Origin of the sequence: uncultured Algoriphagus sp. (genome assembly GCF_963974365.1) — a bacterium.
Taxonomy (GTDB): Bacteria; Bacteroidota; Bacteroidia; order Cytophagales; family Cyclobacteriaceae; genus Algoriphagus.
Genome location: NZ_CAXBBX010000001.1, coordinates 266,890 through 289,054, shown reverse-complemented (window position 1 = coordinate 289,054; position 22,165 = coordinate 266,890). Strand labels below are relative to the sequence as shown.

The 22,165-nt window shown below is 40.8% G+C and carries 19 protein-coding genes; 12 read left to right on the top strand and 7 right to left on the bottom strand.

Features of this window, described 5'->3' with window-relative positions; translation table 11 throughout:
* Positions 1 to 118: 118 nt before the first annotated feature.
* Positions 119 to 2,272: an alpha-glucuronidase family glycosyl hydrolase gene (locus tag AACZ87_RS01190; protein ID WP_339864049.1), complete on the top strand. Its 2,154-nt coding sequence runs from the start codon at positions 119 to 121 to the stop codon at positions 2,270 to 2,272.
* A 96-nt stretch (positions 2,273 to 2,368) separates the two neighbouring features.
* On the top strand, positions 2,369 to 2,854 hold the full coding sequence (locus AACZ87_RS01185; protein WP_339864047.1) for a VOC family protein: 486 nt from the start codon (positions 2,369 to 2,371) through the stop codon (positions 2,852 to 2,854).
* Here the strand turns inward: AACZ87_RS01185 and AACZ87_RS01180 are convergent.
* Entirely contained in the window at positions 2,851 to 3,708 is an 858-nt protein-coding gene (locus tag AACZ87_RS01180; RefSeq protein ID WP_339864045.1) for a lysophospholipase, read from the bottom strand. The two genes, AACZ87_RS01185 and AACZ87_RS01180, sit on opposite strands and share 4 nt — an antisense overlap.
* Positions 3,709 to 3,914: 206 nt before the next feature.
* Here AACZ87_RS01180 and AACZ87_RS01175 point away from each other — a divergent pair, with 206 nt between their 5' ends.
* From AACZ87_RS01175 to AACZ87_RS01165, 3 genes are all read left to right on the top strand, one after another.
* Positions 3,915 to 4,490, top strand: a complete 576-nt coding sequence (locus tag AACZ87_RS01175; protein WP_283411403.1) for a DJ-1/PfpI family protein — start codon at positions 3,915 to 3,917, stop codon at positions 4,488 to 4,490.
* Between the two features lie 134 nt (positions 4,491 to 4,624).
* Positions 4,625 to 4,735 carry a DUF4160 domain-containing protein gene (locus AACZ87_RS01170; protein ID WP_339864042.1) on the top strand — a complete coding sequence of 37 codons (111 nt, stop codon included), beginning with the start codon at positions 4,625 to 4,627 and terminating at the stop codon, positions 4,733 to 4,735.
* 36 nt (positions 4,736 to 4,771) lie between these two features.
* Positions 4,772 to 5,008, top strand: coding sequence for a DUF2442 domain-containing protein (locus AACZ87_RS01165; RefSeq protein WP_339864040.1), 237 nt, complete (start codon positions 4,772 to 4,774; stop codon positions 5,006 to 5,008).
* A 111-nt stretch (positions 5,009 to 5,119) separates the two neighbouring features.
* Here the strand turns inward: AACZ87_RS01165 and AACZ87_RS01160 are convergent, their stop codons facing one another.
* Positions 5,120 to 5,953, bottom strand: a complete 834-nt coding sequence (locus AACZ87_RS01160; protein WP_339864038.1) for a 1,4-dihydroxy-2-naphthoyl-CoA synthase — start codon at positions 5,951 to 5,953, stop codon at positions 5,120 to 5,122.
* A gap of 103 nt (positions 5,954 to 6,056) precedes the next feature.
* Here AACZ87_RS01160 and AACZ87_RS01155 point away from each other — a divergent pair, with 103 nt between their 5' ends.
* The 4 genes from AACZ87_RS01155 to AACZ87_RS01140 all read left to right on the top strand — a co-directional run bounded on the left by AACZ87_RS01155 (position 6,057) and on the right by AACZ87_RS01140 (position 9,629).
* On the top strand, positions 6,057 to 7,124 hold the full coding sequence (locus tag AACZ87_RS01155; RefSeq protein ID WP_339864036.1) for an AMP-binding protein: 1,068 nt from the start codon (positions 6,057 to 6,059) through the stop codon (positions 7,122 to 7,124).
* On the top strand, positions 7,121 to 7,549 hold the full coding sequence (locus AACZ87_RS01150) for a DUF2141 domain-containing protein (RefSeq protein ID WP_339864034.1): 429 nt from the start codon (positions 7,121 to 7,123) through the stop codon (positions 7,547 to 7,549). The genes AACZ87_RS01155 and AACZ87_RS01150 overlap by 4 nt, the downstream gene beginning before the upstream one ends.
* 151 nt (positions 7,550 to 7,700) lie before the next feature.
* On the top strand, positions 7,701 to 8,462 hold the full coding sequence (locus AACZ87_RS01145; protein WP_339864032.1) for a hypothetical protein: 762 nt from the start codon (positions 7,701 to 7,703) through the stop codon (positions 8,460 to 8,462).
* 69 nt (positions 8,463 to 8,531) lie between these two features.
* Positions 8,532 to 9,629 carry a toll/interleukin-1 receptor domain-containing protein gene (locus AACZ87_RS01140; protein ID WP_339864030.1) on the top strand — a complete coding sequence of 366 codons (1,098 nt, stop codon included), beginning with the start codon at positions 8,532 to 8,534 and terminating at the stop codon, positions 9,627 to 9,629.
* Here the strand turns inward: AACZ87_RS01140 and AACZ87_RS01135 are convergent.
* Together AACZ87_RS01135 and AACZ87_RS01130 are read right to left on the bottom strand one after the other, a co-directional pair.
* Positions 9,626 to 10,399 carry a LexA family transcriptional regulator gene (locus AACZ87_RS01135; protein WP_339864028.1) on the bottom strand — a complete coding sequence of 258 codons (774 nt, stop codon included), beginning with the start codon at positions 10,397 to 10,399 and terminating at the stop codon, positions 9,626 to 9,628. The two genes, AACZ87_RS01140 and AACZ87_RS01135, sit on opposite strands and share 4 nt — an antisense overlap.
* On the bottom strand, positions 10,396 to 10,653 hold the full coding sequence (locus tag AACZ87_RS01130; RefSeq protein WP_339864026.1) for a hypothetical protein: 258 nt from the start codon (positions 10,651 to 10,653) through the stop codon (positions 10,396 to 10,398). The genes AACZ87_RS01135 and AACZ87_RS01130 overlap by 4 nt, the downstream gene beginning before the upstream one ends.
* Positions 10,654 to 10,998: 345 nt before the next feature.
* On the opposite strand from AACZ87_RS01130, the gene AACZ87_RS01125 reads away from it, so the two are divergent.
* Positions 10,999 to 13,746 (top strand): outer membrane beta-barrel protein, encoded by a 2,748-nt coding sequence (locus AACZ87_RS01125; protein WP_339864024.1) that lies wholly within the window; start codon positions 10,999 to 11,001, stop codon positions 13,744 to 13,746.
* A 45-nt stretch (positions 13,747 to 13,791) separates the two neighbouring features.
* Here the strand turns inward: AACZ87_RS01125 and AACZ87_RS01120 are convergent, their stop codons facing one another.
* Positions 13,792 to 14,118, bottom strand: a complete 327-nt coding sequence (locus tag AACZ87_RS01120) for a four-helix bundle copper-binding protein (RefSeq protein WP_339864022.1) — start codon at positions 14,116 to 14,118, stop codon at positions 13,792 to 13,794.
* Positions 14,119 to 14,432: 314 nt separating this feature from the next.
* On the opposite strand from AACZ87_RS01120, the gene AACZ87_RS01115 reads away from it, so the two are divergent.
* Positions 14,433 to 15,419: an LLM class flavin-dependent oxidoreductase gene (locus AACZ87_RS01115; RefSeq protein ID WP_339864523.1), complete on the top strand. Its 987-nt coding sequence runs from the start codon at positions 14,433 to 14,435 to the stop codon at positions 15,417 to 15,419.
* Positions 15,420 to 15,562: 143 nt separating this feature from the next.
* Here AACZ87_RS01115 and AACZ87_RS01110 read toward each other — a convergent pair whose 3' ends face one another.
* The gene (locus tag AACZ87_RS01110) at positions 15,563 to 17,980 is read right to left on the bottom strand and encodes an ABC transporter permease (protein WP_339864020.1); all 2,418 of its coding nucleotides are present in this window, start codon (positions 17,978 to 17,980) and stop codon (positions 15,563 to 15,565) included.
* Between the two features lie 347 nt (positions 17,981 to 18,327).
* Between AACZ87_RS01110 and AACZ87_RS01105 the strand changes: the two genes are divergently transcribed.
* Positions 18,328 to 19,524, top strand: a complete 1,197-nt coding sequence (locus AACZ87_RS01105) for an AAA family ATPase (RefSeq protein WP_339864019.1) — start codon at positions 18,328 to 18,330, stop codon at positions 19,522 to 19,524.
* Between the two features lie 357 nt (positions 19,525 to 19,881).
* Here the strand turns inward: AACZ87_RS01105 and AACZ87_RS01100 are convergent, their stop codons facing one another.
* The gene (locus tag AACZ87_RS01100) at positions 19,882 to 22,128 is read right to left on the bottom strand and encodes a Tex family protein (protein WP_339864017.1); all 2,247 of its coding nucleotides are present in this window, start codon (positions 22,126 to 22,128) and stop codon (positions 19,882 to 19,884) included.
* Positions 22,129 to 22,165 lie beyond the last annotated feature (37 nt).

Genomic DNA, 22,165 nt, shown 5'->3' with positions numbered 1-22,165 from the left:
AAATTGGATTTGACGAAAATTGTCAGGATAAAAATCAAGTAGTTAAGTACATCATTCAAAATCAAACCCTTGGATTTAGCGATGAATTTTCGATCTTTTAGCCTCAAACCCAAAACCTATGTACAAACCTATTTATCTGTCAGCCATACTTTGGATCTGCTTTACAGTTTCTTCCCTAGCCAACGACGGCTACAAACTCTGGCTAGATTATCAGCCTATCAGCGATTCCCAATTAAAATCTCAAGTCGAACCTTTGCTCTCTGGAGTCTACTTTTTCGGGGAAAATCCGACCTACGAAGCCATACGAAATGAGCTGAATCTAGCTTCCAAAAGTATGCTTGGCAAAAGTCCGATTTACACTAAAGAGCGATTGCAAAACACAAAGCTTTGGATAGGTACACGAGAGCAACTTTCACAGGTCTTATCTCTTGATCAACAAACCCAAATCAAGGAATTAGGAAGCGAAGGATACTGGAGAGGCCAAATAGAACTAGATGGAAAATCCTTTTATGCCATCGTGGGAAACCAACCTATCGGAGCACTTTACGGAGTCTATAATTGGCTAAATTCTATTCAAAGTACAACTTTCGATAAGTCCATAGAAATAACTGACAGTCCGAAGATTAAACTTAGAATGTTAAACCATTGGGACAACTTGGATCGCACCGTAGAAAGAGGCTATGCAGGATTTTCTATTTGGGATTGGCATAAGCTTCCAGGCTACGTTGATCCACGCTATACTGACTACGCCCGGGCAAATGCTTCCATTGGAATCAATGCAGTTTCGCTGACCAATGTGAATGCAAATGCCTTGATTTTGACCACCGATTTCATGAAAAAAGTGAAGGTGTTGGCAGATATTTTCAGACCATATGGCATCAAAGTTTTTCTTACCGCCCGATTCTCCGCACCGATTCAACTCGATGGTCTGAAGACAGCTGATCCATTGGATCCAGAAGTGATTGCTTTCTGGAAAAAGAAGACCGATGAGATCTATTCTTTTATTCCAGATTTCGGAGGATTTCTTGTTAAAGCAAATTCCGAAGGACAACCCGGTCCGCATGAATATGGAAGAAATCATGCCGAAGGAGCAAATATGCTGGCTGATGCACTAGCGCCACACGGAGGAGTTTTAATATGGAGAGCTTTTGTCTATTCACACGAAGATGATGTGGACAGACACATGCAGGCAAATAATGAGTTTGAGCCTTTGGATGGAAAATTCAAAGACAATGTGATCATTCAAATCAAAAACGGAGCGATAGATTTCCAACCGCGAGAGCCTGTTCACCCACTTTATGGTGCGATTAACAAAACCAATGTAGGCATGGAATTCCAGATCACTCAGGAATACTTGGGTCAAGCTACCAATCTTGTGTACCTCGCTCCTATGTGGGAAGAAGTGCTCAAAACGAAAACCTTTCGCCCAACTCCTAACTCGACAATTGCAAGTATATTGGAAGGAAAAGAAAGTGGTCAGAAACTAACCTTAATCGCTGGAGTTTCAAATATTGGAACAGATCGAAACTGGACTGGTCATTTATTTGGACAGTCAAATTGGTTTGCTTTTGGGCGACAGGCGTGGGATCCAAATCTGGAATCCAAGCAAATCGCAGATGAATGGATCAAACTTACTTTCGGAACTAATCCTGAAGTACTGAGCAAAATCGAAGAAATCATGCTCGATTCGCATGAAGCAGCTGTGGATTATATGACTCCTCTTGGTTTGCACCATATTATGGGCAGAAGCCATCATTATGGTCCTGGACCTTGGGTGATGGGCGGCAGAGCTGATTGGACTGCACCTTATTACCATCAGGCGGATAGTCTGGGAATCGGCTTTGACAGAACTAGCAAGGGAAGTGGAGCTCTGGAACAATACGCTCCTGAAGTCGCTAAAGCATGGTCAGATCCGCATCAGATCCCTGAGAAATACTTGCTGTGGTTCCACCATGTGCCTTGGGATTTTGAGCTAAAAGATGGAAACACCCTTTGGGAAGGAATAGCCTATCACTACGATAGAGGAGTGAAAGAAGTAAGGAAAATGCAAAAAACTTGGGCGAGTTTGGAATCGGAAATTGATCCTGCTGAGTTTGATCACGTTCGCCAACTTTTGGAAATTCAGGAGGAAGAGGCAGAATGGTGGAGAAATGCCTGCTTACTATACTTTCAGACTTTCTCTAAAAAACCATTCCCGGCTGATATTGAGCAACCAGAAGGAGATTTGGAGTATTACAAAAGTCTTCAATTTCCAAATGCGCCAGGCATATAGAATTTGAGATTATTGATTTGAGATTTGAAATTTCCTTGGAAATAGGCACTAATCGTTAACTAGTTCGGTTAATTTCAAATCTCAAACTTCAAATTTATGAATGATTACACCATACCCGCCGCCACCCGCATAGGTCATATTCATCTTAAGGTTTCCGATCTTCAACGTTCTCTTGATTTCTATCAGGATTTGCTAGGCTTTGAATTGGTCACCATGTACGGACAGGATGCAGCATTTATTTCTGCTGGAGGATATCATCATCATATTGGACTGAATACCTGGCAAAGTAAGGGCGGAAAACCAGCGCCAAAAAACACTGCTGGCCTTTTCCATACTGCCATAGTTTTACCAACCAGACGCGACCTTGCGGTTCTTTTGAAAAGGCTAGTGGATGCCAATTACCCGCTTACTGGTGCTGCGGATCATGGAGTTTCTGAAGCTTTATATCTGGATGATCCAGATGAAAATGGTGTGGAATTGTATTGGGACAGACCAAAAGAAGAATGGCCAATGAATCCAGATGGAAGTATCATGATGTATACCAGACAATTGGATATTAACGGATTACTAGCCGAAATCTAACCCTTTGAATAAGGGTCAATAAAACGACTCCCAATCCAAGCTACGATCAGCTTAATGACTTCCTCCCTATCCAAATCATTAATCAATTCATGAAATCCTCCTGGAAAAACTTTTAGCGTTTTATCTGCTGAAGTAGCTTTTTCATAGAGCAATTCTGATCCCTTTGGATTAGTAAGCCCATCATCAGAACCGTGGATTAGTAAAACTGGCAATTTGAATTTTGAGGCGTTTGCTTGTATAAAACGCATCATTTGAAGCAGTTCATATCCAGTTCTCGCTGGTACAGCATCTGTGTAAACCAATGGATCGTTCAAATACTTTTCTACTTCCGCAGGAATTCTGGAAATTTTTTGGGCGTCGAGTTTCAGCGCTTTCAATTTGGGAAAGTACTTGCTGATCACACTAGACGTAGCAATCAGGATTTTAGAGGTGCCCTCTGCCACTTTTATCGCAGGGGAACTCAATATTACTCCTTTTGTATCTGGATTGTATTTTAGGACATAAGCTGCCACCAATCCTCCGCCCATACTATGCCCATAAATGAAGGCAGGAACCCCAGGTACGTAGCTTTTCACCTTTCCAAAAAGGGAATCTATGTCTTTCAAATAATCTTCATAAGATTCAAAAAAGGCTGTGGGATCACCTTTCACAGATTTTCCATGCCCTCTTCCATCAAAAGTAAAAACCGAAACACCTGACGCATTCAGTTTTTCCACTAGATGCAAATACCTCGAACTATGCTCTCCTAAACCATGAACTAGCAATAAGGAAGCCTTGGGAACGTCTACCATCCAAGCCTGGAGATAAAGTTCTATGCCATCATGGGTTTTGTAGGTAGTTTCGAGATGTTTCATGAAAGTAATATAAGGGTTGGATTGATAAGTTGCACAGAAAATCGAGAGCTAAAAAATCGCTTTCATTTCCTGTCCCAAAACCCTGGATATGATTAGCAAAACTTAACTAAAGATTAATCTCAATGCAATATCATTTTCTTAAATTGAGCTAACTATTAAAAGGTAGATTCTCTACCTATTTTTCAAACCAACAAAATTTCAAAACGATGAAAAAGATATTATTCCTGACTGGGGATTTTGCTGAAGATTATGAAACTATGGTTCCAGTACAAATGCTGGAAATGGTAGGCTATGAAGTTCATTCTGTTTGTCCCGGAAAGAAAAAAGGCGAAACCATCAAAACGGCGATTCATGACTTTGAAGGAGATCTAACTTATACTGAAAAGCCAGGCCACAACTTTATGCTGAGCTATTCTTTTGATCAAGTTGACGTAGATGACTATGTAGGCTTGGCAATCGCAGGTGGACGCGCACCGGAATACTTGAGATTGAACAAGAAACTTCTTGAGATCGTGAAGCACTTCTTTGACACCAACAAACCAGTAGCAGCTGTTTGTCATGGTATCCAGATTTTAACTGCGGCGGGAGTTGTAAAAGGTAGAAAGCTGACTGCATATCCAGCTGTAGGTCCTGAGGTAACTATCGCTGGTGGAGAGTTTCAGGATATTCCAGCCACAGATGCTTACGTAGATGGCAACTTGGTAACTTCTCCAGCTTGGCCAGGTCATCCAGCTTGGATTAGGGAGTTCCTAAAAGTATTGGGTGCAAAGATTGAGATTTGATAATATGTTTGGTGTCGGATGTCCGATGCTTTACTACTCATAAAAATCATAAGCCCTTTCAGGATTATCCAGAAAGGGCTTTTTCATTCTATTTCATATGTAACGAATTCAATTATTAAGTAATTTGTCACACTATGCCTACTGTTCTTAGAGAAAATGGATATCGATTTTTCTTCTACAGCAATGAACATTTGCCGAAACATACTCATGTGGAAAAGTCAGGTTTTCAGAAATCCGTACATTAATCGAACTAAATGTCCAACTATTAGATGAAAAATGGGATGAGTACTTTAACTAAATTCAAATCTAATCAGGCCTCCAACCTTTCATTCTCTAATGACAAAATGAAAATCTCAATGGAAGATGGTCGTGAGATCAGTATTCCGCTAGAATGGTTTCCTTCACTTAGAAATGCCTCTATTTCTGAACTCAACAACTGGCGGTTTATCGGAGATGGTGAGGGAATTCACTGGGAAGATCTAGATGAAGACTTATTGATAAGTGAATTGATTTCCTAAAATTCTACTAGATATAAAAAAGCCAAGAATCAAAACCAATCAGGTCTCGATTCTTGGCTCTCATGTCTTGATTCTCCGACTTTAGACTTTAGATTTTTCACTTTAGACTTTTTACGGTATCCACTTATTCTTCCCAAAATCAGGCTTTCTCTTCTCCAAAAAAGCATTTCTACCTTCCTTAGCTTCCTCTGTTCCGTAGGCCAAACGTGTCGCTTCTCCAGCAAAAACCTGCTGACCAACCATTCCGTCATCAGTCAGGTTCATCGCAAACTTCAGCATCTTAATGGAAGTTGGTGACTTCGCTAATATCTCCTGAGCCCATTCATAAGCCGTTGACTCTAGTTCAGCGTGAGGAATTACGGCATTCACCATGCCCATTTCGTAGGCTTCCTGAGCAGAATAGTTTCTACCTAAAAAGAAGATCTCACGTGCTTTCTTCTGCCCCACCATTTTTGCCAGATATGCCGAACCATAGCCTCCATCAAAGCTGGTCACATCAGCATCAGTTTGCTTAAAGATCGCATGTTCCTTACTTGCCAAAGTTAGATCACAAACTACATGGAGAGAATGTCCACCACCTACTGCCCATCCTGGAACTACGGCGATCACAACCTTCGGCATAAAACGAATCAAACGCTGTACCTCCAAAATATTCAATCGATGGTAACCATCTTCACCGACATAGCCTTGCTTTCCTCTAGCTTTCTGATCACCGCCAGAGCAAAATGCCCAACCTCCGTCTTTTGCTGAAGGACCTTCTCCACTCAGTAAAACTACTCCAATCGAGGTGTCTTCCTGTGCATCGTAAAATGCATCATATAATTCAGCAGTAGTTTTCGGGCGAAATGCATTTCTCACTTCCGGGCGATTGAAAGCGATTCTGGCCACGCCATCGCATTTTTTATAGGTAATATCTTCGTATTCTTTTGCTGTGATCCAGTTCATATCTTTCGATTTGGGTAAAAATCTAATTCTTTTGCAAGATAACAGGCTTCCCTGAATTTTGAAGCCAGGATTACTACCTTCGGAAAAACCACTATAATCTCACATGTTTCAACTTACTTTCGGCAGTCATACTTATCAGAAAAAAGAGGATTTCGACCAAGAATTTACTGATTTACCTGACTTTGCGATAGGTGCATTGAAATTCTGTAATGACTGGTTTTCGGAGAATGAAAGCTTTGTACAGCAGACTTCAGGGTCAACTGGAATTCCAAAGAAAATTGAGATTACAAGAGCTCAGATGATTGCAAGTGCAAAAGGGACGCAAGCTTTCTTTCAGACAAATCAGAGCACCAAACTCCTTTGCTGCCTAGATTCAGCCTATATCGCTGGTAAGATGATGCTCGTTCGTGCTATGGTCTGGGGTTGTCAAATTGAGTTAACTGAACCTAAGTCAAATCCTCTTTCGGGAATTGTAGCTATACCAGATTTTGTTGCGATGGTTCCCCTTCAAGTTGAAGCATGCCTTCGAGAAAAATCTTCGCTTGAGAAGCTTAGAGCTGTAAAAAACTTACTAATTGGCGGCGCTCCTGTTGGTTTTTCTTTGAAAGATGAACTGGTTAAAAACGGCATTGAAGCTTACCAAAGCTATGGTATGACGGAAACCGTATCTCACATCGCTGTAGCGAAAATCGAAGAAGTAGATTTGATTTATCGCGTTCTTCCAGGAGTTGAATTTGGAGTAGATGAAAGAAATGCCCTATGGGTAAAATCGGCTTCGAGTAATAATGAATTAGTCAAGACAAATGATTTGGTCGAACTGATCCACCAAAACTCTTTTAAATGGCTAGGGAGAGCTGACTTTGTCATCAACTCAGGCGGAGTCAAGCTTCATCCAGAACTATTGGAGTCTAAAGCAGAAAGTACCATTCTTCAATTCTATCCAACTGTTTCTTTTTTCTTTTTTGGAATGAAAGATGCAAGACTAGGTGAAAAATTATGTTTGGCAATAGAGTCAACTAATATCAACAAGGAAGTAAGTCAGCAACTTCTAAAAGCGCTAAAGAAAGTCATGAACAAATATGAAATCCCGAAAAACACTTTTGTCATCTCCTCGTTTTCTAGAACGAACACAGGGAAAATAAACAGACCTAAAACCATAGAAAATTTATGAAGCTGGCAATTCTAAGCCTTTTATTTCTTTTCAATTTCAATCCAAGCCAAGAAGAATATGGTACGATTGAGTTGGTAATCTCTGAAACGTCCAGTGACGAAGGCGTTATTCAGCTACTCATTTTTAACAAAGAAAAAGGCTGGCCAGAGTCTTTGGATGATGCCTGGAAAATAGTGACTCTTCAACTCAAGAACGGAACAGCTAAGCAAACTATCCCTAATGTACCCGCTGGAAACTATGCGATAACAGTTTTTCATGACCATGACGAAGATGGGCAAATCAGGAAAAACAAGATCGGCTACCCCATAGACCCTTTCGGCTTTTCGAACAATCCAAGCTTGCTTTTTGGAGTTCCTTCTTTTGAAAAATGTAATCAGAAAGTTACGGCAAGTAAAACCACCCGGTTCGAAATTGATCTACGCTAAATCTTTTTTAATCTAAAAGACCTACTTTTGCAGTGATGAAATCGAGCATTACGAAGAACATCGCAGTCAGGTAGACTTGACAATCTTGCGAGATTCACCCGAAACAAGTCGGGACAGGCTAAATGGCCTGTAAAAATCAAATTATAAACACATGAAAAAGAGTATCGACCACACTAGCGGAATCGTAATTGAATTCGATTCAGGAGTAATTCCACCGCCGTACAGTCATGTATATAGACTTTCTCTAGACTGGAGTAGTGCTGAGCTGATCGCAGAATTAGAACTACACTATACTGATAGAGAAGACCTGACCGAAGATGAAATTTTAGACGAAGGATTTACTGCTAACGATGATTTCAGCTTCAAGGGCAAACTTGATTATGTCTGGAAAAAAGTAGTTTCAATAGAATTCGAAAAAACTAAGTGGAGCGGAAGACATCTAGAAGAAGGCGGGATCGTTCTTTCAGCATTAGAAAACGGTAAACCTGGCCCATCAAAAGCTCCTGTTGAGCAGGAAGCCTGGCAAATGCTTGCTCAGGATGTGATTCAGGCTATTTACGAGACTTCTAAGAAGGAAGCTCCTTTGACAGTGAATTACCGTCAAGTGACCAACGAAGGAAGTAATGATTGCTCAATTACCATGAATTTCTCCACTCGTGAGGCAGTTTTCACGCTGAAAAATGAATCCAGAACAATCAACTGGGAATATGCAGTTCAATTACTGAAACTGGTTTTTTCTCCAGATTACAACTATGAGATAGCAAAAGAAACTGCAGGTACAAAACGAGGTGAATACATCGAATGCGGAGATGGTTATTGGCATGAGTTAGGAAAAGGGGTTATCAACATTGACAACTCATTTGATGCTGTTGGAAGAATAAAAGATGGATTTGAAAACCTGATAGAGGAATAAAAACATTCTGCAAATTGCATTTAAAAGCCTGATTCGTTTAACTTTAGCTAAACAGAATCAGGTTTTTTTATGGAAAAGAATAAAATTTTTCTCAGCCACAGACATTCAGACACACAAAGTGATTGTCATCGAATCAGAGAAACGCTAGAACAAGAATTTGGTGAAGATGCTGTTTTCTTAGATATAGAAAATCTTGAGCCTGGAATTCGCTTCGCCGACGCGATAGATAAAGCACTAAAGGAAAGCAAAGTCGTCTTGGTGGCCATAGGCCCAGACTGGTTTGGTGATCCTGACGAAAATGGAGTTACCAGACTTTTTCAAGAAAAAGACTGGGTCAGAAGAGAAGTTAGTGCTGCACTTGCGAAACCTGATACCCGAGTGATTCCTTTGTTGCTGAAGGGTGCTTCTAGGCCTACTGCGGATCAGTTGCCTGATGAACTAAAAGAACTTGCAGACTTACAAACTTTTGAAATATCAATCACCCGGTGGAAATATGATCTGGGAGTGCTAGTGGAAGCACTTGCGAAACTTATCCCTAGAAAAAAGAAAACCGAGCCAGAACCTAGTCCTCGCCCAAGGCCGGTACCTATTCCTAAGCCACAGAAAAGTTGGTGGGGAAGAAACTACCTGTGGGTACTTGGGATTTTTGTAGTGCTGATGATAGTAATGATCAGTAGTGATGAGTTTCAACAAGGGTATCAAGATGGACTTACAAATTCAGAAAATAGTTATGAGGCTGAGGATGTGCAAGTCGACGATCAACTTAGTAAGGATGAAATCAATACGCTGAGAGAAGAAAAACCTACTGGAAACGAAATTTACAATAGTTTAGAGCTAGAAGACGAACCCGCTTCTCCTCAATATGAGGCGGCAGTTTTTGACTATTCCGGAAAATGGTGGGTATGGCAAGAAGGCGTGCGCATGGGTTACATTTTTATCAAACAAAATGGTTATTACTTCACTTTTGACTATTATTATTTTGATCAAAAAACTGGAGAAGGAAGCGGAGAATTCGATGGTACCTACATTTATTCTACGGTCTTTAGAATATATGGAGACAACAATAGTTATGGGTTTAAATTTGGATCAAATAATGGTGGAATCAGCTGGTATGGGCAGAATTACAAGAATAACTCTCCAGCCTCGGCTGAGTTGATAAAAGACTAACCTTTCAAAGTCCTCAAGTCTGCACGAATATCTGAGATCATTTCTCCAAGGTCTTCCAAACTTAATGGCTTTTTCTTGTCACCAGGATTTGGAAAATCAGTACTGATAAAGGCTTTGGCTTCCCAAACTTCAACTACATCCTCACCTTTCACTTCGTAGGGTTTGTACTGCTCATTGTCAGAAACCAAGAACAGTTTGCCATTATCGCTCAGGTAATTGAACACACGCTTATAGACTACACCTTCGGTATCTGTCACGAGCACATAGGTCTTGCCACTTTTAATTTCTTTCAACTGGTCAACATAAGCACCGATAACTATGGTGCCTGAAGTCAAAGGAAGCATCGAGTCTCCAGCCAATTCAAACGCACGGTAGGTTGCCTGCTTAGATAGCGTAGGAATCTGAAACTGCGGTAAACTCTCCATGTATTCCGTATCGGCAAATCCATTTAGATACCCAGCTGTTGCCTTCTGCCCTACCAGCGTGATATTCTCTTTTTCGTCTTCGTCACATGCTATCGTCAAAATATTGATTCCTCGCTTCTGTATTGCCTTTCTCCCCAGACTCTCAATATCATGACTTAGCAGCTCTTCCATTCCCACCTCCAAGATGTCACACAGCTTTCCAAGCGTCAATAATTTTGGTTCAGATCTCCCATCTTCATAGGCTGAGATCATAGTACGCTGCACATCCAATTGATCTGCCAGATCATTTTGAGTAATGCCTTTTTGCTTGCGCAAAAACCTGAGGTTGGAAGCAAGGTTTTTCATGCTGAGTACAAATAAAAGTTATGATCTTCTGGACTTGCCGGAATCGGGAAAAATGGATTCATGTTCATCGCGGCACTTCTTCTGCGTTCCATGCGCTGTTTGATCTCATCGATGATTTCCCCGACAGGCTTCGGACCATTCACAAGCAAGTAGCCGTATTGCGGTTTAGCCTCGTCTTCTATAAAAAATTTCACTTGGCAATTTCCTGAAGCCAACGTCTTTGTGGTGATACTGATCTTTTCTTGATTTTCCATAACTGATTCTTTTAACATCAGCTAAGATATAAATGTTGCTTTTATAAACATATAGATGATCAAAAAATAAACATTTTTACATGACACCAACTGTCAAAGAAGAATAAAGTGTGTTGAAAGAGTGGTGCCAGCTTGATATAGCACTATACTTTCTTCAAAAAATTAGTTAAGTAAACTCCTTATTTGCTACTCAATAGAGCATTTGACCGCTTAGCTAATTATACCTCCCTATCCTGAACAATACTTCCTTCCTTTGCCTCATGGTTGACTAAAACCAAACCACCAAAATATTCTCTCTATGAATGAGAGATCAGCTTTTATAAAGCATCCAACTAACCTATACCAATGAAATCTTACCTCTACCTAGTATTATTTTTATTAGTCACTCTCACCGAAGTGTCTGCCCAAACTCATTCTATTAAGGGAAGAGTAAAAGAGGCTGGGAAGGAAGTTACAATTCCAAATGCTACCGTTTTGCTTCAGAATCTGCCCGATTCTATTCAAATAAATGGAATGATTTCTGATTTCGACGGGGAATTTGAAATTACTGATGTTAAGAGTGGAGAATACCTTTTGAAAATTCAATACCTAGGATACGAAGATTTGTATAAATCCATCAATGTGACCCAAGATCTTGATTTGGGAGTTTTAAGTCTCAAGGAGTCCGCTACCGATTTGGATGAGGTGACTATTAGTGCTAGAAGGGCACAAGGTGAGCAGAAAGGTGACACGACACTTTACAATGCAGATGCTTTCAAGACGATGAGAGATGCAAGTGCGCAAACTCTAATCCAAAAACTTCCCGGAGTAATATCGCAAGATGGTTCATTACAAGCACAAGGTGAAGCCATTACACAGGTTTTGGTAGATGGCAAGCCGTTCTTTGGGGGAGATGTCAATACGGCTCTCCAGAATCTGCCTGCCGAAGTAATTCAGGGAATTGAGATCTTTGATCAAAAAAGTGACAAAGCTCTCCTTAGTGGATTTGATGATGGTGAACGTATGAAAACCATCAATATCATTACTAAACCAGATAAAAGGAAGGGACAATTTGGTAAAGCAACTGCTGGCTATGGAACCGATGATCGCTACTTAGCCGGGGCGAGTATCAACGCATTCAACGAAGACCAGCGTATAACTTTCACTGGCCTAAGCAACAATATTAACGTGTTGGATTATTCCAGTGAAGCTAACACTCAAAGTAATAACCGTCCTCAAAACGGAATTGTCAACACCAATATTCTAGGCATTAATTATTCTGATAATTGGGGAGAGAAAATAAAAATAAGTGGAAGCTACCAATACAATCAGCGTAAAAACACCAATCAATCCAGCCTAATCAGAGAGTATGTGACGGGCTCGGAATCTGATCAAATCTACACAGAAGACAGTAGAGAAACACGCACCAGTCAGGATCATCGTTTTGATATGAGATTGGAATACAATATCAACGAAAACAATCGAATCCTCTATAGACCAAGAGTATCTGCCAGTTTCGAAACTGAAAACTCAGGATTCTTTGGGCAAAGTGTAAATGATCTGGGGCCACTGAACCAAACAGAGAACATCAGGACTGCTGACAACGAAGATTATGACATGTTCCATCGCTTATTTTATAGTCACAAATTCAGCAAACCTGGCAGAAGTCTAACGCTCAGCGCAAATACAGGAAGTCATGGCAATAAAGATGACGCTTACCGTACTGCTACGAATATATACTACCAACCCGACGAGCGAACAGAAATAATCAACCAGAACATCACTCGGGACAGGTCTGGGAATGATTGGGAGACGGGTATTTCCTATACAGAGCCTCTAGGAAAAAATGGACAATTAGAACTGGAGTATGAAATCGGAAATAGATATAACGACTCAGATCAGTTGACTTTTGATATACTAAATGAGGATATCAATAATCCTGAACTTTCGCTGGATACCGCCCTTAGTAATTCCTTTGAAAGCAAATACCTGCGAAATGAAGTGGAACTTGGCTATCAATACAAACTGGAGAAATTGAAATTCCAGGCAGAAATTCAATACCAAAATGCCACGCTTAAAAACGAACAATTTTTCCCAGCAGAAGGAAGTATTGACCGGACGTTTAAAAGTTTCATGCCTACGGTTCGAATTGACTATGACCTATCTGACAACACTAATTTTGAGTTTGATTATGATACAGATGTGGATGCGCCTTCAGTCGGCGATCTACAAAATGTAATAGATAATTCTAATCCGCTGCAACTGAAGACTGGTAATCCCAATCTAGAGCAGTCCTACTCCAATAGATTGAGACTTCGTTTTCGAAGTAATAATCCTGAAAATGACCGTTCCTGGTTTGTTTTTGCGCAGTATAACCTCGTGAAAGATGCTGTTTCTAACAGTACCTTCACAGCAGAGGAAGCGACAGAATTGCCTGGTGGAATACTATTGGAAAAAGGTTCGCAACTTTTCAGACCTGTTAATTTAGATGGTTACAAAGACTTTAGATCATGGGTGAGTTATGGTATTCCGCTTGAATTTCTGAGATCCAACTTCAATTTGAATGGAGGATTTAGCAGTACCAAAAGACCAGGTCAGGTAAATAATCAATTGAGTTTCAATAATTCCACAAGAGTCAGCACAGGTATCTCGCTTACGAGTAATATTTCCGATCAGATAGACTTTAATATCTCTACTCGTGTTTCGTTCAATGATGTGGAAAACACACTAAACGCTAACCTGAACAACAACTATTTCAATCAGCGCTCAAGGCTGAATTTAAGTTGGATTATTTGGGAAGGTTTCATCTACAGATTAGATGTAAATCATCAGCTAAACTCTGGACTTTCGGAAGGATACGATGCCAATGTAGTTCTGATGAATATGAGTATAGGGAAAAAAGTTTTCGGAAATCAACGAGGAGAAATTTCATTGAATGTGTACGATTTACTAGGGCAAAATAGGAGTGTATATAGAAACGTCTCAGATGCCTTTGTCGAAGATGGTCAAAACAATGTAATGCAGCGATACTTTATGCTTTCATTCTCGTACAATATCCGTCATTTCAATAAAGGAACGAATATGGATGACTACAACGAAATTTATAACAATTAAACAAAAACGGCTGATGGATTTACAATCAGCCGTTTTTGTTTGCTCTTAAGCGAGCATCATTTCGCATTCTGCTATGCATGCTCTGCAAGCCTCTGCGCATTTAATACACGCATCGTGCTCATGCTTTTCGCATTCTTTCGCACAATTATAACATGCATCCACACAGTGTTGCATAGCTACTGCCCGATCCAAAGAACTACTTTCATTTGCAGCGATGCAGTCTTTACATGAATCTACACATCGCTCACAGTACTTGATGCAATCAGCCATTCCTGGCTTGCCTTTACAGGAATCAATACATCTGACACATGCATCTATGCATAGTTCGCAAGATTCGATAAGGCTGCTGGTGATTTTGTTTACAGTATTCATAGTTATTTCATTTAGTGGAATACCTCCATTTCTATCATCAAATAGAAGCAAATTAAACTTTAGCGTTAGGTAATAATTCTAAGTTTCATTCTTATAACTGTCAAAAACGAGGCCACCAGCCATTACTACATCAAATGGCCAATAACACTAGTTAGAAAACCTAAACCACCTGTCCTCCAATTAAATATGAGTAATTTCTGTCTCATCTTGTGGATAGCTAGCACATAAAAACCCAAGTTATTAACCCCGAGAAGAAACTTTCCTGAATGATTTTCAATTTGCTTACTAACTACAAGCAATCACCTATTTTGAAAATGAACCTCCCCTATTCTATACTTGACCTGGCGATCATTCGTGAGGATTACGATGCCAAAGATGCCTACGAAAGAAGTTTACAAGTGGCTCAGAAAGCAGAGGAACTTGGCTTTACCAGACTTTGGCTGGCCGAGCATCATAACATGGCAAACGTCGGCAGTTCTTCCCCTCAGATTTTAATTGGCTACTTAGCCAACGGAACCTCCAAAATCCGTCTAGGATCCGGAGGAATTATGCTTCCCAACCACAGTCCTCTGATTATTGCCGAGCAATTTGGAACGCTAGCGACGCTTTATCCAAACCGTATTGATCTGGGGCTTGGAAGAGCTCCCGGAACCGACCAGACTACAGCTACCGCACTCCGAAGAGGAAGACATGAGTCTGTACAGGAATTTCCAAGCGACCTGGATGATTTGCAGCGTTATTTCTCCGAGGAAAATATCGATTCGAAAGTTCGCGCTTTCCCAGCCGAAGGATTGGATGTCCCAATTTATCTCTTGGGCTCAAGTATGAGCAGTGCAGTATTAGCTTCGCAAAAAGGATTACCCTACGCATTTGCCAGCCACTTCGCACCAGGCTACCTAATCAATGCTTCGAAATACTATAGAGAAAACTTCCAGCCCTCTGAGCATTCTCAAAAGCCCTATTTCATTTCTTGTGTGAATGTCATCGCAGCTGATACAGACGAAGAAGCACACTACTTAGCGACTTCATTTTATCAAACTGCTTTGGGAATTATTCGGGGAAAATCATATCCGATGAAAAAGCCCGTAAAAAGCATGGAAGGAGTCTGGTCAGAGCCAGAAGCTGCTGCCATTCAGAATATGATGGCCTGTACGTTCATTGGAACAAAAGAGTCACTAAAACCTCAATTTGAAAGCTTTTTCAAGCAGGTAGAAGTAGATGAACTGATGGTGTCTACAAATATCTACGATCCAGAGAAACGACTGAGATCTCTGGAGATTACAGCTGAGGTGCTGGGTTAAACTAAAGGACTGAGGAGTGAACTAATCCTCAGTCCTTTTTATTTTATTTTTTCGCCAATTGGATTTCACTAGTGTAATGAAATGTCAACTCTGAATGGTCATGGCTACTTCGGTCACCGGTCTTCGGTCTTTCAGCTCTTCTATTATTCATCCGCCAAGCTATCCACAGGATTGCCCAAAGCCGCTTTCACTGACCTATAACCTACTGTCGCTGCTGTAATTAAAAGTGAAACAGTAATCACCAGAACGTACAAACCGATTGGCACAGAAGTCTTATAGGAGAAGTTTTGCAGCCATTGATCCGTGAGATAATACCCGAGCGGTACAGCAATAACGAATGCTATCAAGACCAGATAGATAAATTCTTTAGAAAGCAAGAAAGTGATCTGTGGTATTGATGCTCCAAGTACCTTTCGGATTCCTATTTCTTTGAGCTTTTGCCCAACCAAAAAAGAAATCAAACCATATAATCCGATCGAAGATATAACTATCGAAAGCACAGCAAAGATTTTATAAACCAGCGCCAACTGATTTTCTCTCCGGTAGAAATTAGCTATCGTCTCGTCCATAAACTGTGCAGAATAAATGGCATCAGGATAGATATTTTTGAATTCTTCTTCTATACTTGCCAGTGTTTGCTGACCAGCAGAGGCATCCAATTTCATTCCTACCACATAGTAAGACTCTCTTTCAGTAGCAATGATGAAAGGCTTTATTTCCTCTCTAAGTGAGTTTTGAGCAAAGTCCTTCACCACGCCGGTGATCGTCATCCACGGTTCACCGCCACCAATAGTGATATGCTTTCCAATTGCATCTTCAGGATTCGCTAGGTTGAGCTTCTTAGCCATCGTTTCATTTATCACAGCTTCTTTGAGCGTATCACTTTCAGAAAAGCCAGTTCCAGCGGCGAACTCCAAACCGTAAATTTCAAAATAATCCGCATCTCCATACTTCAATGATGTCATGAATTGAACATCTTCTCTTTTGTCATCAAACCAAAAATTCGAACTCCAATTGTTATCTGAAGAAGGTACATCGCTGGAAATGCTGACACTTTTGATCTGAGAATTTGATTCAAGACGCTGCTTGAGTACATCCAATTTGCTGTCTCTAGACTCATCAGATGGGAGGTCAAAGTAGTAAACTGCTTCTTTGGAGAAACCCAAATCTGCTTCCTGAATCTCTGTCATTTGCTTGACTGCAATTACTGTAGCAATCATCAGAACTTGCGCGATCACAAATTGCATCACAACCAAACTTCTTCGTAATGAAACTCCACCGATTTGTGCTACTTGAATCTTATTTTTCAAAGCTTGAATTGGCTGAAAGCCCGAAAGGATCATCGCAGGATAAAGGCCAGACAGCAAAGTCACTCCTAGAACTATTGCTGAGGAGAACATTAGAAATGTAGGTGTAATCAATTGAATAGAATCAGGGACTTCAGCTACTTTGCTCAGATAAGGAAGCAAAATAGTAGCTGCCAGAGTTGAAATAATCGCTGAGATAAAAACCACCATAAATGTTTCTCCGAACGATTGCCCAATCACCTGAAGTCGACTTCCTCCCATCACTTTTCTGATTCCAATCTCCTTACTTTTCCCTATTGCCTGAGCGGTAGAGAGGTTGACAAAGTTGATTGAGGCCATAATAAGGATGAAAACGCCAATCAACGCTAAGGTGTAAATGGTAGCCTTTCTGATCATGTCTCCACTAATTGGATCAAAGCGATTGTCGAAGTGAATATCAGGCATTGCCTGAAGAAAAAAGCGCTTCTTTGAAGTTCCTCGATCTTTATAGTTCTTTTCGGCGAAAGCTATTAATTGCTGGTTGATCTGTTCTGGATTTTCAACTTCAGGGAGCTTCAAATACACCTGAAAATTACTTCCAAAACTCCCCCATTCGTCAAAATAGGTATCAAAGATTTCCTCATTGCTCTCCATCGTTTTATAAGAGGCCAACATTTCGAACTTGAAATTACTGTTGTCAGGAACGTCCTCAACGATTGCTGCTACAGAAGCTTCTATTCGTTTAGACAACAACAGTGATTTCCCAAACGCATTCTCCCAAGTGCCAAAAAGCTTCATAGCTTCGGACTTAGAAAGTACCACCTGCCCAGGATCATTGAGTGAATTTAGGTTTCCTGCCAATACCTCCACATCAAATAATGAAGGATAATCAGCGGTGGTAAAGAAAGCATCTTCGACTAAAAAATTGTTTTCCCCTGAGCCAGTCACTGCTTCATCTAGGGTTACAAATACCGATGAATTCACAACAGGAACTACCGCCTCAACTCCTGTCAAGTCAGCTTTCAATGCCTCAGGCATTGGCGGCGAAACTCCCGGAGTATAGCTCATACCATCCGAATATTCATCCTGAGTCACCACTCTATAGATGCTATCCGAGTTGGTTTGGAAATCATCATAGCTGAGTTCGTAGCTAACGACAGTGAAAAGCAAAAAAGCAGCTGTAATTCCCAGCGTCAGTCCAAAGATATTGATCAAGGTCACACGCTTACCTTTTACAAGATTACGCCAAGCGATTTTAGAGTAAATTTTCCACATAGTTTAAATGTTATAAATTCTGAAAAAGCAGGAGAATCAACTATCCGCCGACGTGAGTGTCCTCACTCACGTCATATAAGAATAGTTAGAATTCCTTGAGCGAAGATTAAACCAGAAAAAAAGTAGCTCAAAAGGCTCTAAACAATGATTTTGAAATATCCCGTCCAAATACCCCGAACAATTTTGTTCGCTTTCGGGCGAAGACTTGTTTAATGAAATTGGACATCAAAAAATTTATTGAAATTCTTTGGACTAAAAATATCGATTAAAAACGACACTTTAATAGTAATATTGTAGTTTTAAATCTACAATAAACTTGTATATTTGTAGAATGTATTCGACAAATTATGGAAATACTATTCTCTAATTCCCAAAACCTACTCAATCAAGCTGAAAATAAGTTCTTCAGGTACCTCTTTGATAAAATAGACTGGAACCAGCGAATGATTGCCATAAAAGGGCCTCGGGGTTCTGGAAAGACTACTTTGATGCTTCAAAGAATCAAGTATGGAATAAAACCTCAAGCTAACGAATCTTTATACTTTTCTGCCGATCACTACTGGTTTTACACTCACAATCTAGTGGAGACTGCCAATACTTTTTATCAAAATGGTGGGCGGTTTTTGTTTATAGATGAGGTTCACAAATACCCAAATTGGTCTCGGGAGCTCAAGAATATTTATGATTCATATCCTGATCTGAAAGTGGTATTCTCGTCATCTTCTGCACTTGATATTTATAGAGGTGAATCCGACTTGAGCCGACGGGTTATCACTTATGAATTGCCAGGAATGTCATTTCGGGAATACCTGAACTTGACTCAGGAACACAATATTCATCCAGTTTCTTTGGCAGAAATCCAAACAGTTCATTCACAAATAACGCCTGAGATTACCTCCAAACTCCAACCTCTACCGGCATTCAAGGAATATCTCAAAAGAGGATATCTCCCAATCATCACAGAGTCAAACCCTGAAACTATTCCGGTTTTCCTACAACAGATTATTAATACCGTGGTGGAATCTGATTTGGCATTTATCGCTGATTACAATGCTGGAACAGCCTATAAAGTGAAAAAGCTTCTTGGCGTTTTGGCAGATTCGGTTCCCTTCAAGCCCAATGTATCATCGATTGCCCGAAAAGTAGAAACCAGCCGGGATTCGGTGTATGAATGGCTTACCCAACTAGAAAAAGCCAGATTGCTTAATTTTCTGATCGCAGAGGGAAAGGGAGTTTCTCTTTTACAAAAGCCAGACAAGGTTTATTTGGAGAATACAAATCTTTCTTATGCTTTAAAATCAACTCCCGACATTGGCTCTATACGGGAGACTTTCCTTCTAAACCAACTCAAAAATCTCCAACTAGAAGTCAGGCTTCCAAAATCAGGGGACTTCTTGGTCAATGACACGGTAATAGAAGTTGGCGGTAAAAACAAAGACGCGAGTCAAGTCAGCCACCTTCAAACCTACCTAATCTCCGCTGATGAAATTGAGCATGGCTTTGGCAAAAAAATACCACTGTGGCTTTTTGGGATGATGTATTGAACAGTTGCAGTTGCAGGATTGGTTTCCCCATCAGCCGACGTGAGTGTCCTCACTCACGTCATATAAGAATAGTTAGAATTCCTTGAGCGAAGATTAAATCAGAAAAAAAGTAGCTCAAAAGGCTCCAAACAAGGATTTTGAAATATCATGCGTATTTACCCGAACAATTTTGTTCGCTTTCGGGCGAAGGTGAATCTACATTGTAAGAGAAACTGTCGAACAGAATCGACAGGTATCTTCTGATTTTGCCTTCTATATTCGAAAAAAACCCAAAGAATTAACTCTTTGGGTTTTGTTTTAAAAATCCTTCAGCGCCTTCTCTGCGCTACCTCAGTTCTCTTCGTGGCTATTAAAATATCAACCTCCAAACTTACCTTTCAATGCAGCCAATTTATCAGCCATTGATCCTTCAGGTTCTTTTCTCTCTGGTTTAGACACTGGTCTTTTCTCCTTCTTTTTACCTCGCTCCGCAAATGGATCTGACTTCATACTCAGCGCAACTCGCTTACGAGGTATATCAACTTCCATCACAGTCACCTGCACTTTTTGATTCACAGAAACAATCTCATTCGGGTCTTTCACAAAGCGATCAGCCAGATGACTCAAATGAACCAATCCATCCTGATGAACTCCCACATCCACAAAAGCCCCAAAAGCCGTAATATTTGTCACCACGCCTGGAAGCTTCATTCCTACTTTCAGGTCAGACATGCTGTTCACTGATTCCTCAAAAGCAAAAACTTCGAAGGTCTCACGAGGATCTCTTCCTGGCTTTGCAAGTTCCTCCAAAATATCCTGAAGCGTAGGCAGACCAACCGTTTCAGACACATAATTCTTTAGGGAAATCCGATTTCTCAAATCCTCCGAACTCATCAAATCTGACACTGAGGCATTCACATCTTTAGCCATTTGCTCCACCAAAGCATAGCGCTCTGGGTGTACTGCGGAAGAATCCAGCGGATGCTTTGCCTTGCTAATTCTCAAGAATCCAGCTGCCTGCTCAAATGCTTTCTCTCCCAATCTTGGCACTTTCTTCAGTTGTGCGCGACTTTTGAATGGCCCATTCTCATTTCTGAATTCAACAATATTCTGAGCCAAAGTTGGCCCCAAGCCAGAAACGTAGGTCAAGAGTTGTTTGGAAGCAAGATTCACTTCCACTCCTACTCCGTTTACAGCAGACATCACAGTATCATCCAAGGCATTCTTCAATGCATTCTGATCTACATCATGCTGGTATTGACCTACTCCAATTGACTTCGGATCGATCTTCACCAGTTCAGCTAGCGGATCCATCAATCGCCTACCGATTGAAACTGCTCCTCTAACAGTCAAATCCAGATCTGGAAATTCCTCACGCGCTACATCTGAAGCAGAGTAAATGGATGCTCCTGATTCGTTCACCATCGTTACGATCACAGATTTTGGAAGACCCAGCCCTTTTATAAAAGCTTCCGTCTCGCGCCCAGCAGTTCCATTACCTATAGCAATTGCTTCTATCCCATATTTTTCCACCAAACCTTTTACATTCATCGCAGCTTCCTGACTTCTGCGATTAGCTTCATGAGGAAAAATAGCTTCATAGTGTAAGAATTGGCCTTGTGGTCCTAGGCATACCAATTTGCAGCCTGTTCGGAAACCCGGGTCAATTGCCATCACTGACTTTTCGCCCAAAGGTGCTCCTAGAAGCAGCTGACGAAGATTCTCAGTAAATACCTTGATTGCTTCCTCATCGGCTTTACGTTTGGTAAGCAATCGAACTTCAGTTTCCATGCTTGGCTTAAGCAATCTTCTGTAGCAATCTTTGATCGCTAGCTTTACTTGATCCACAGAAGAATTTGAAGCGTCCTCCAAAATCATCTTTTCCATCTGATAGATAGCCGAAGCCTCTTCAGGAACAGAATCCAACATTAAAAACAATTCTTTCTCTCCTCTTCTCATCGCCAAAACGCGGTGAGATGGAGCCGATTTGATAGGTTCAGACCATTCGAAGTAGTCCTTATATTTTATGGCTTCCTGCTCTTTTCCTGGCAAAACCTTCGAAGAGAAAACTCCCTCTTCCAAAAACAGCTTACGCATTCTCTCCCTCAATTCAGCCTTCTCATTAATCCATTCAGCTATAATATCCCGAGCACCTTGTAGGGCTTCTTCGGTAGAATTCACTTCTTTGGCTGCATCCACAAACTTCTCTGCTTCAGCATCCAGATCAATAGATTTTTGCTCAAAAATCTGCTCAGCAAGTGGCTCCAAGCCCTTTTCTCTGGCAATGGTTGCCTTTGTTCTACGCTTAGGCTTATATGGCAAATAAATGTCTTCGAGCTTTGACATAGTCTCCGCTGCCTCCACTTTACATTTCAACTCATCAGTCAATTTTCCTTGCTCTTCAATCGACTTGAGCACAGCCTCTTTTCGCTTTGCCAGCTCTCTCAACTGTAATACCCGGTCACGAATAGCAGCTACTTGCACCTCATCCAGCTCACCAGTTGCTTCTTTTCTATATCGGGAAATAAATGGAACCGTTCCGCCTTCGTCCAGTAACTGCACCGTGGCATTTACTTGATGTGGTTTGATTTGGAGTTCTGCGGCAATCTGTACTTCGTAATTCATATGTGAATGGAAATTCTAATCTTAATTTGTGCTGCAA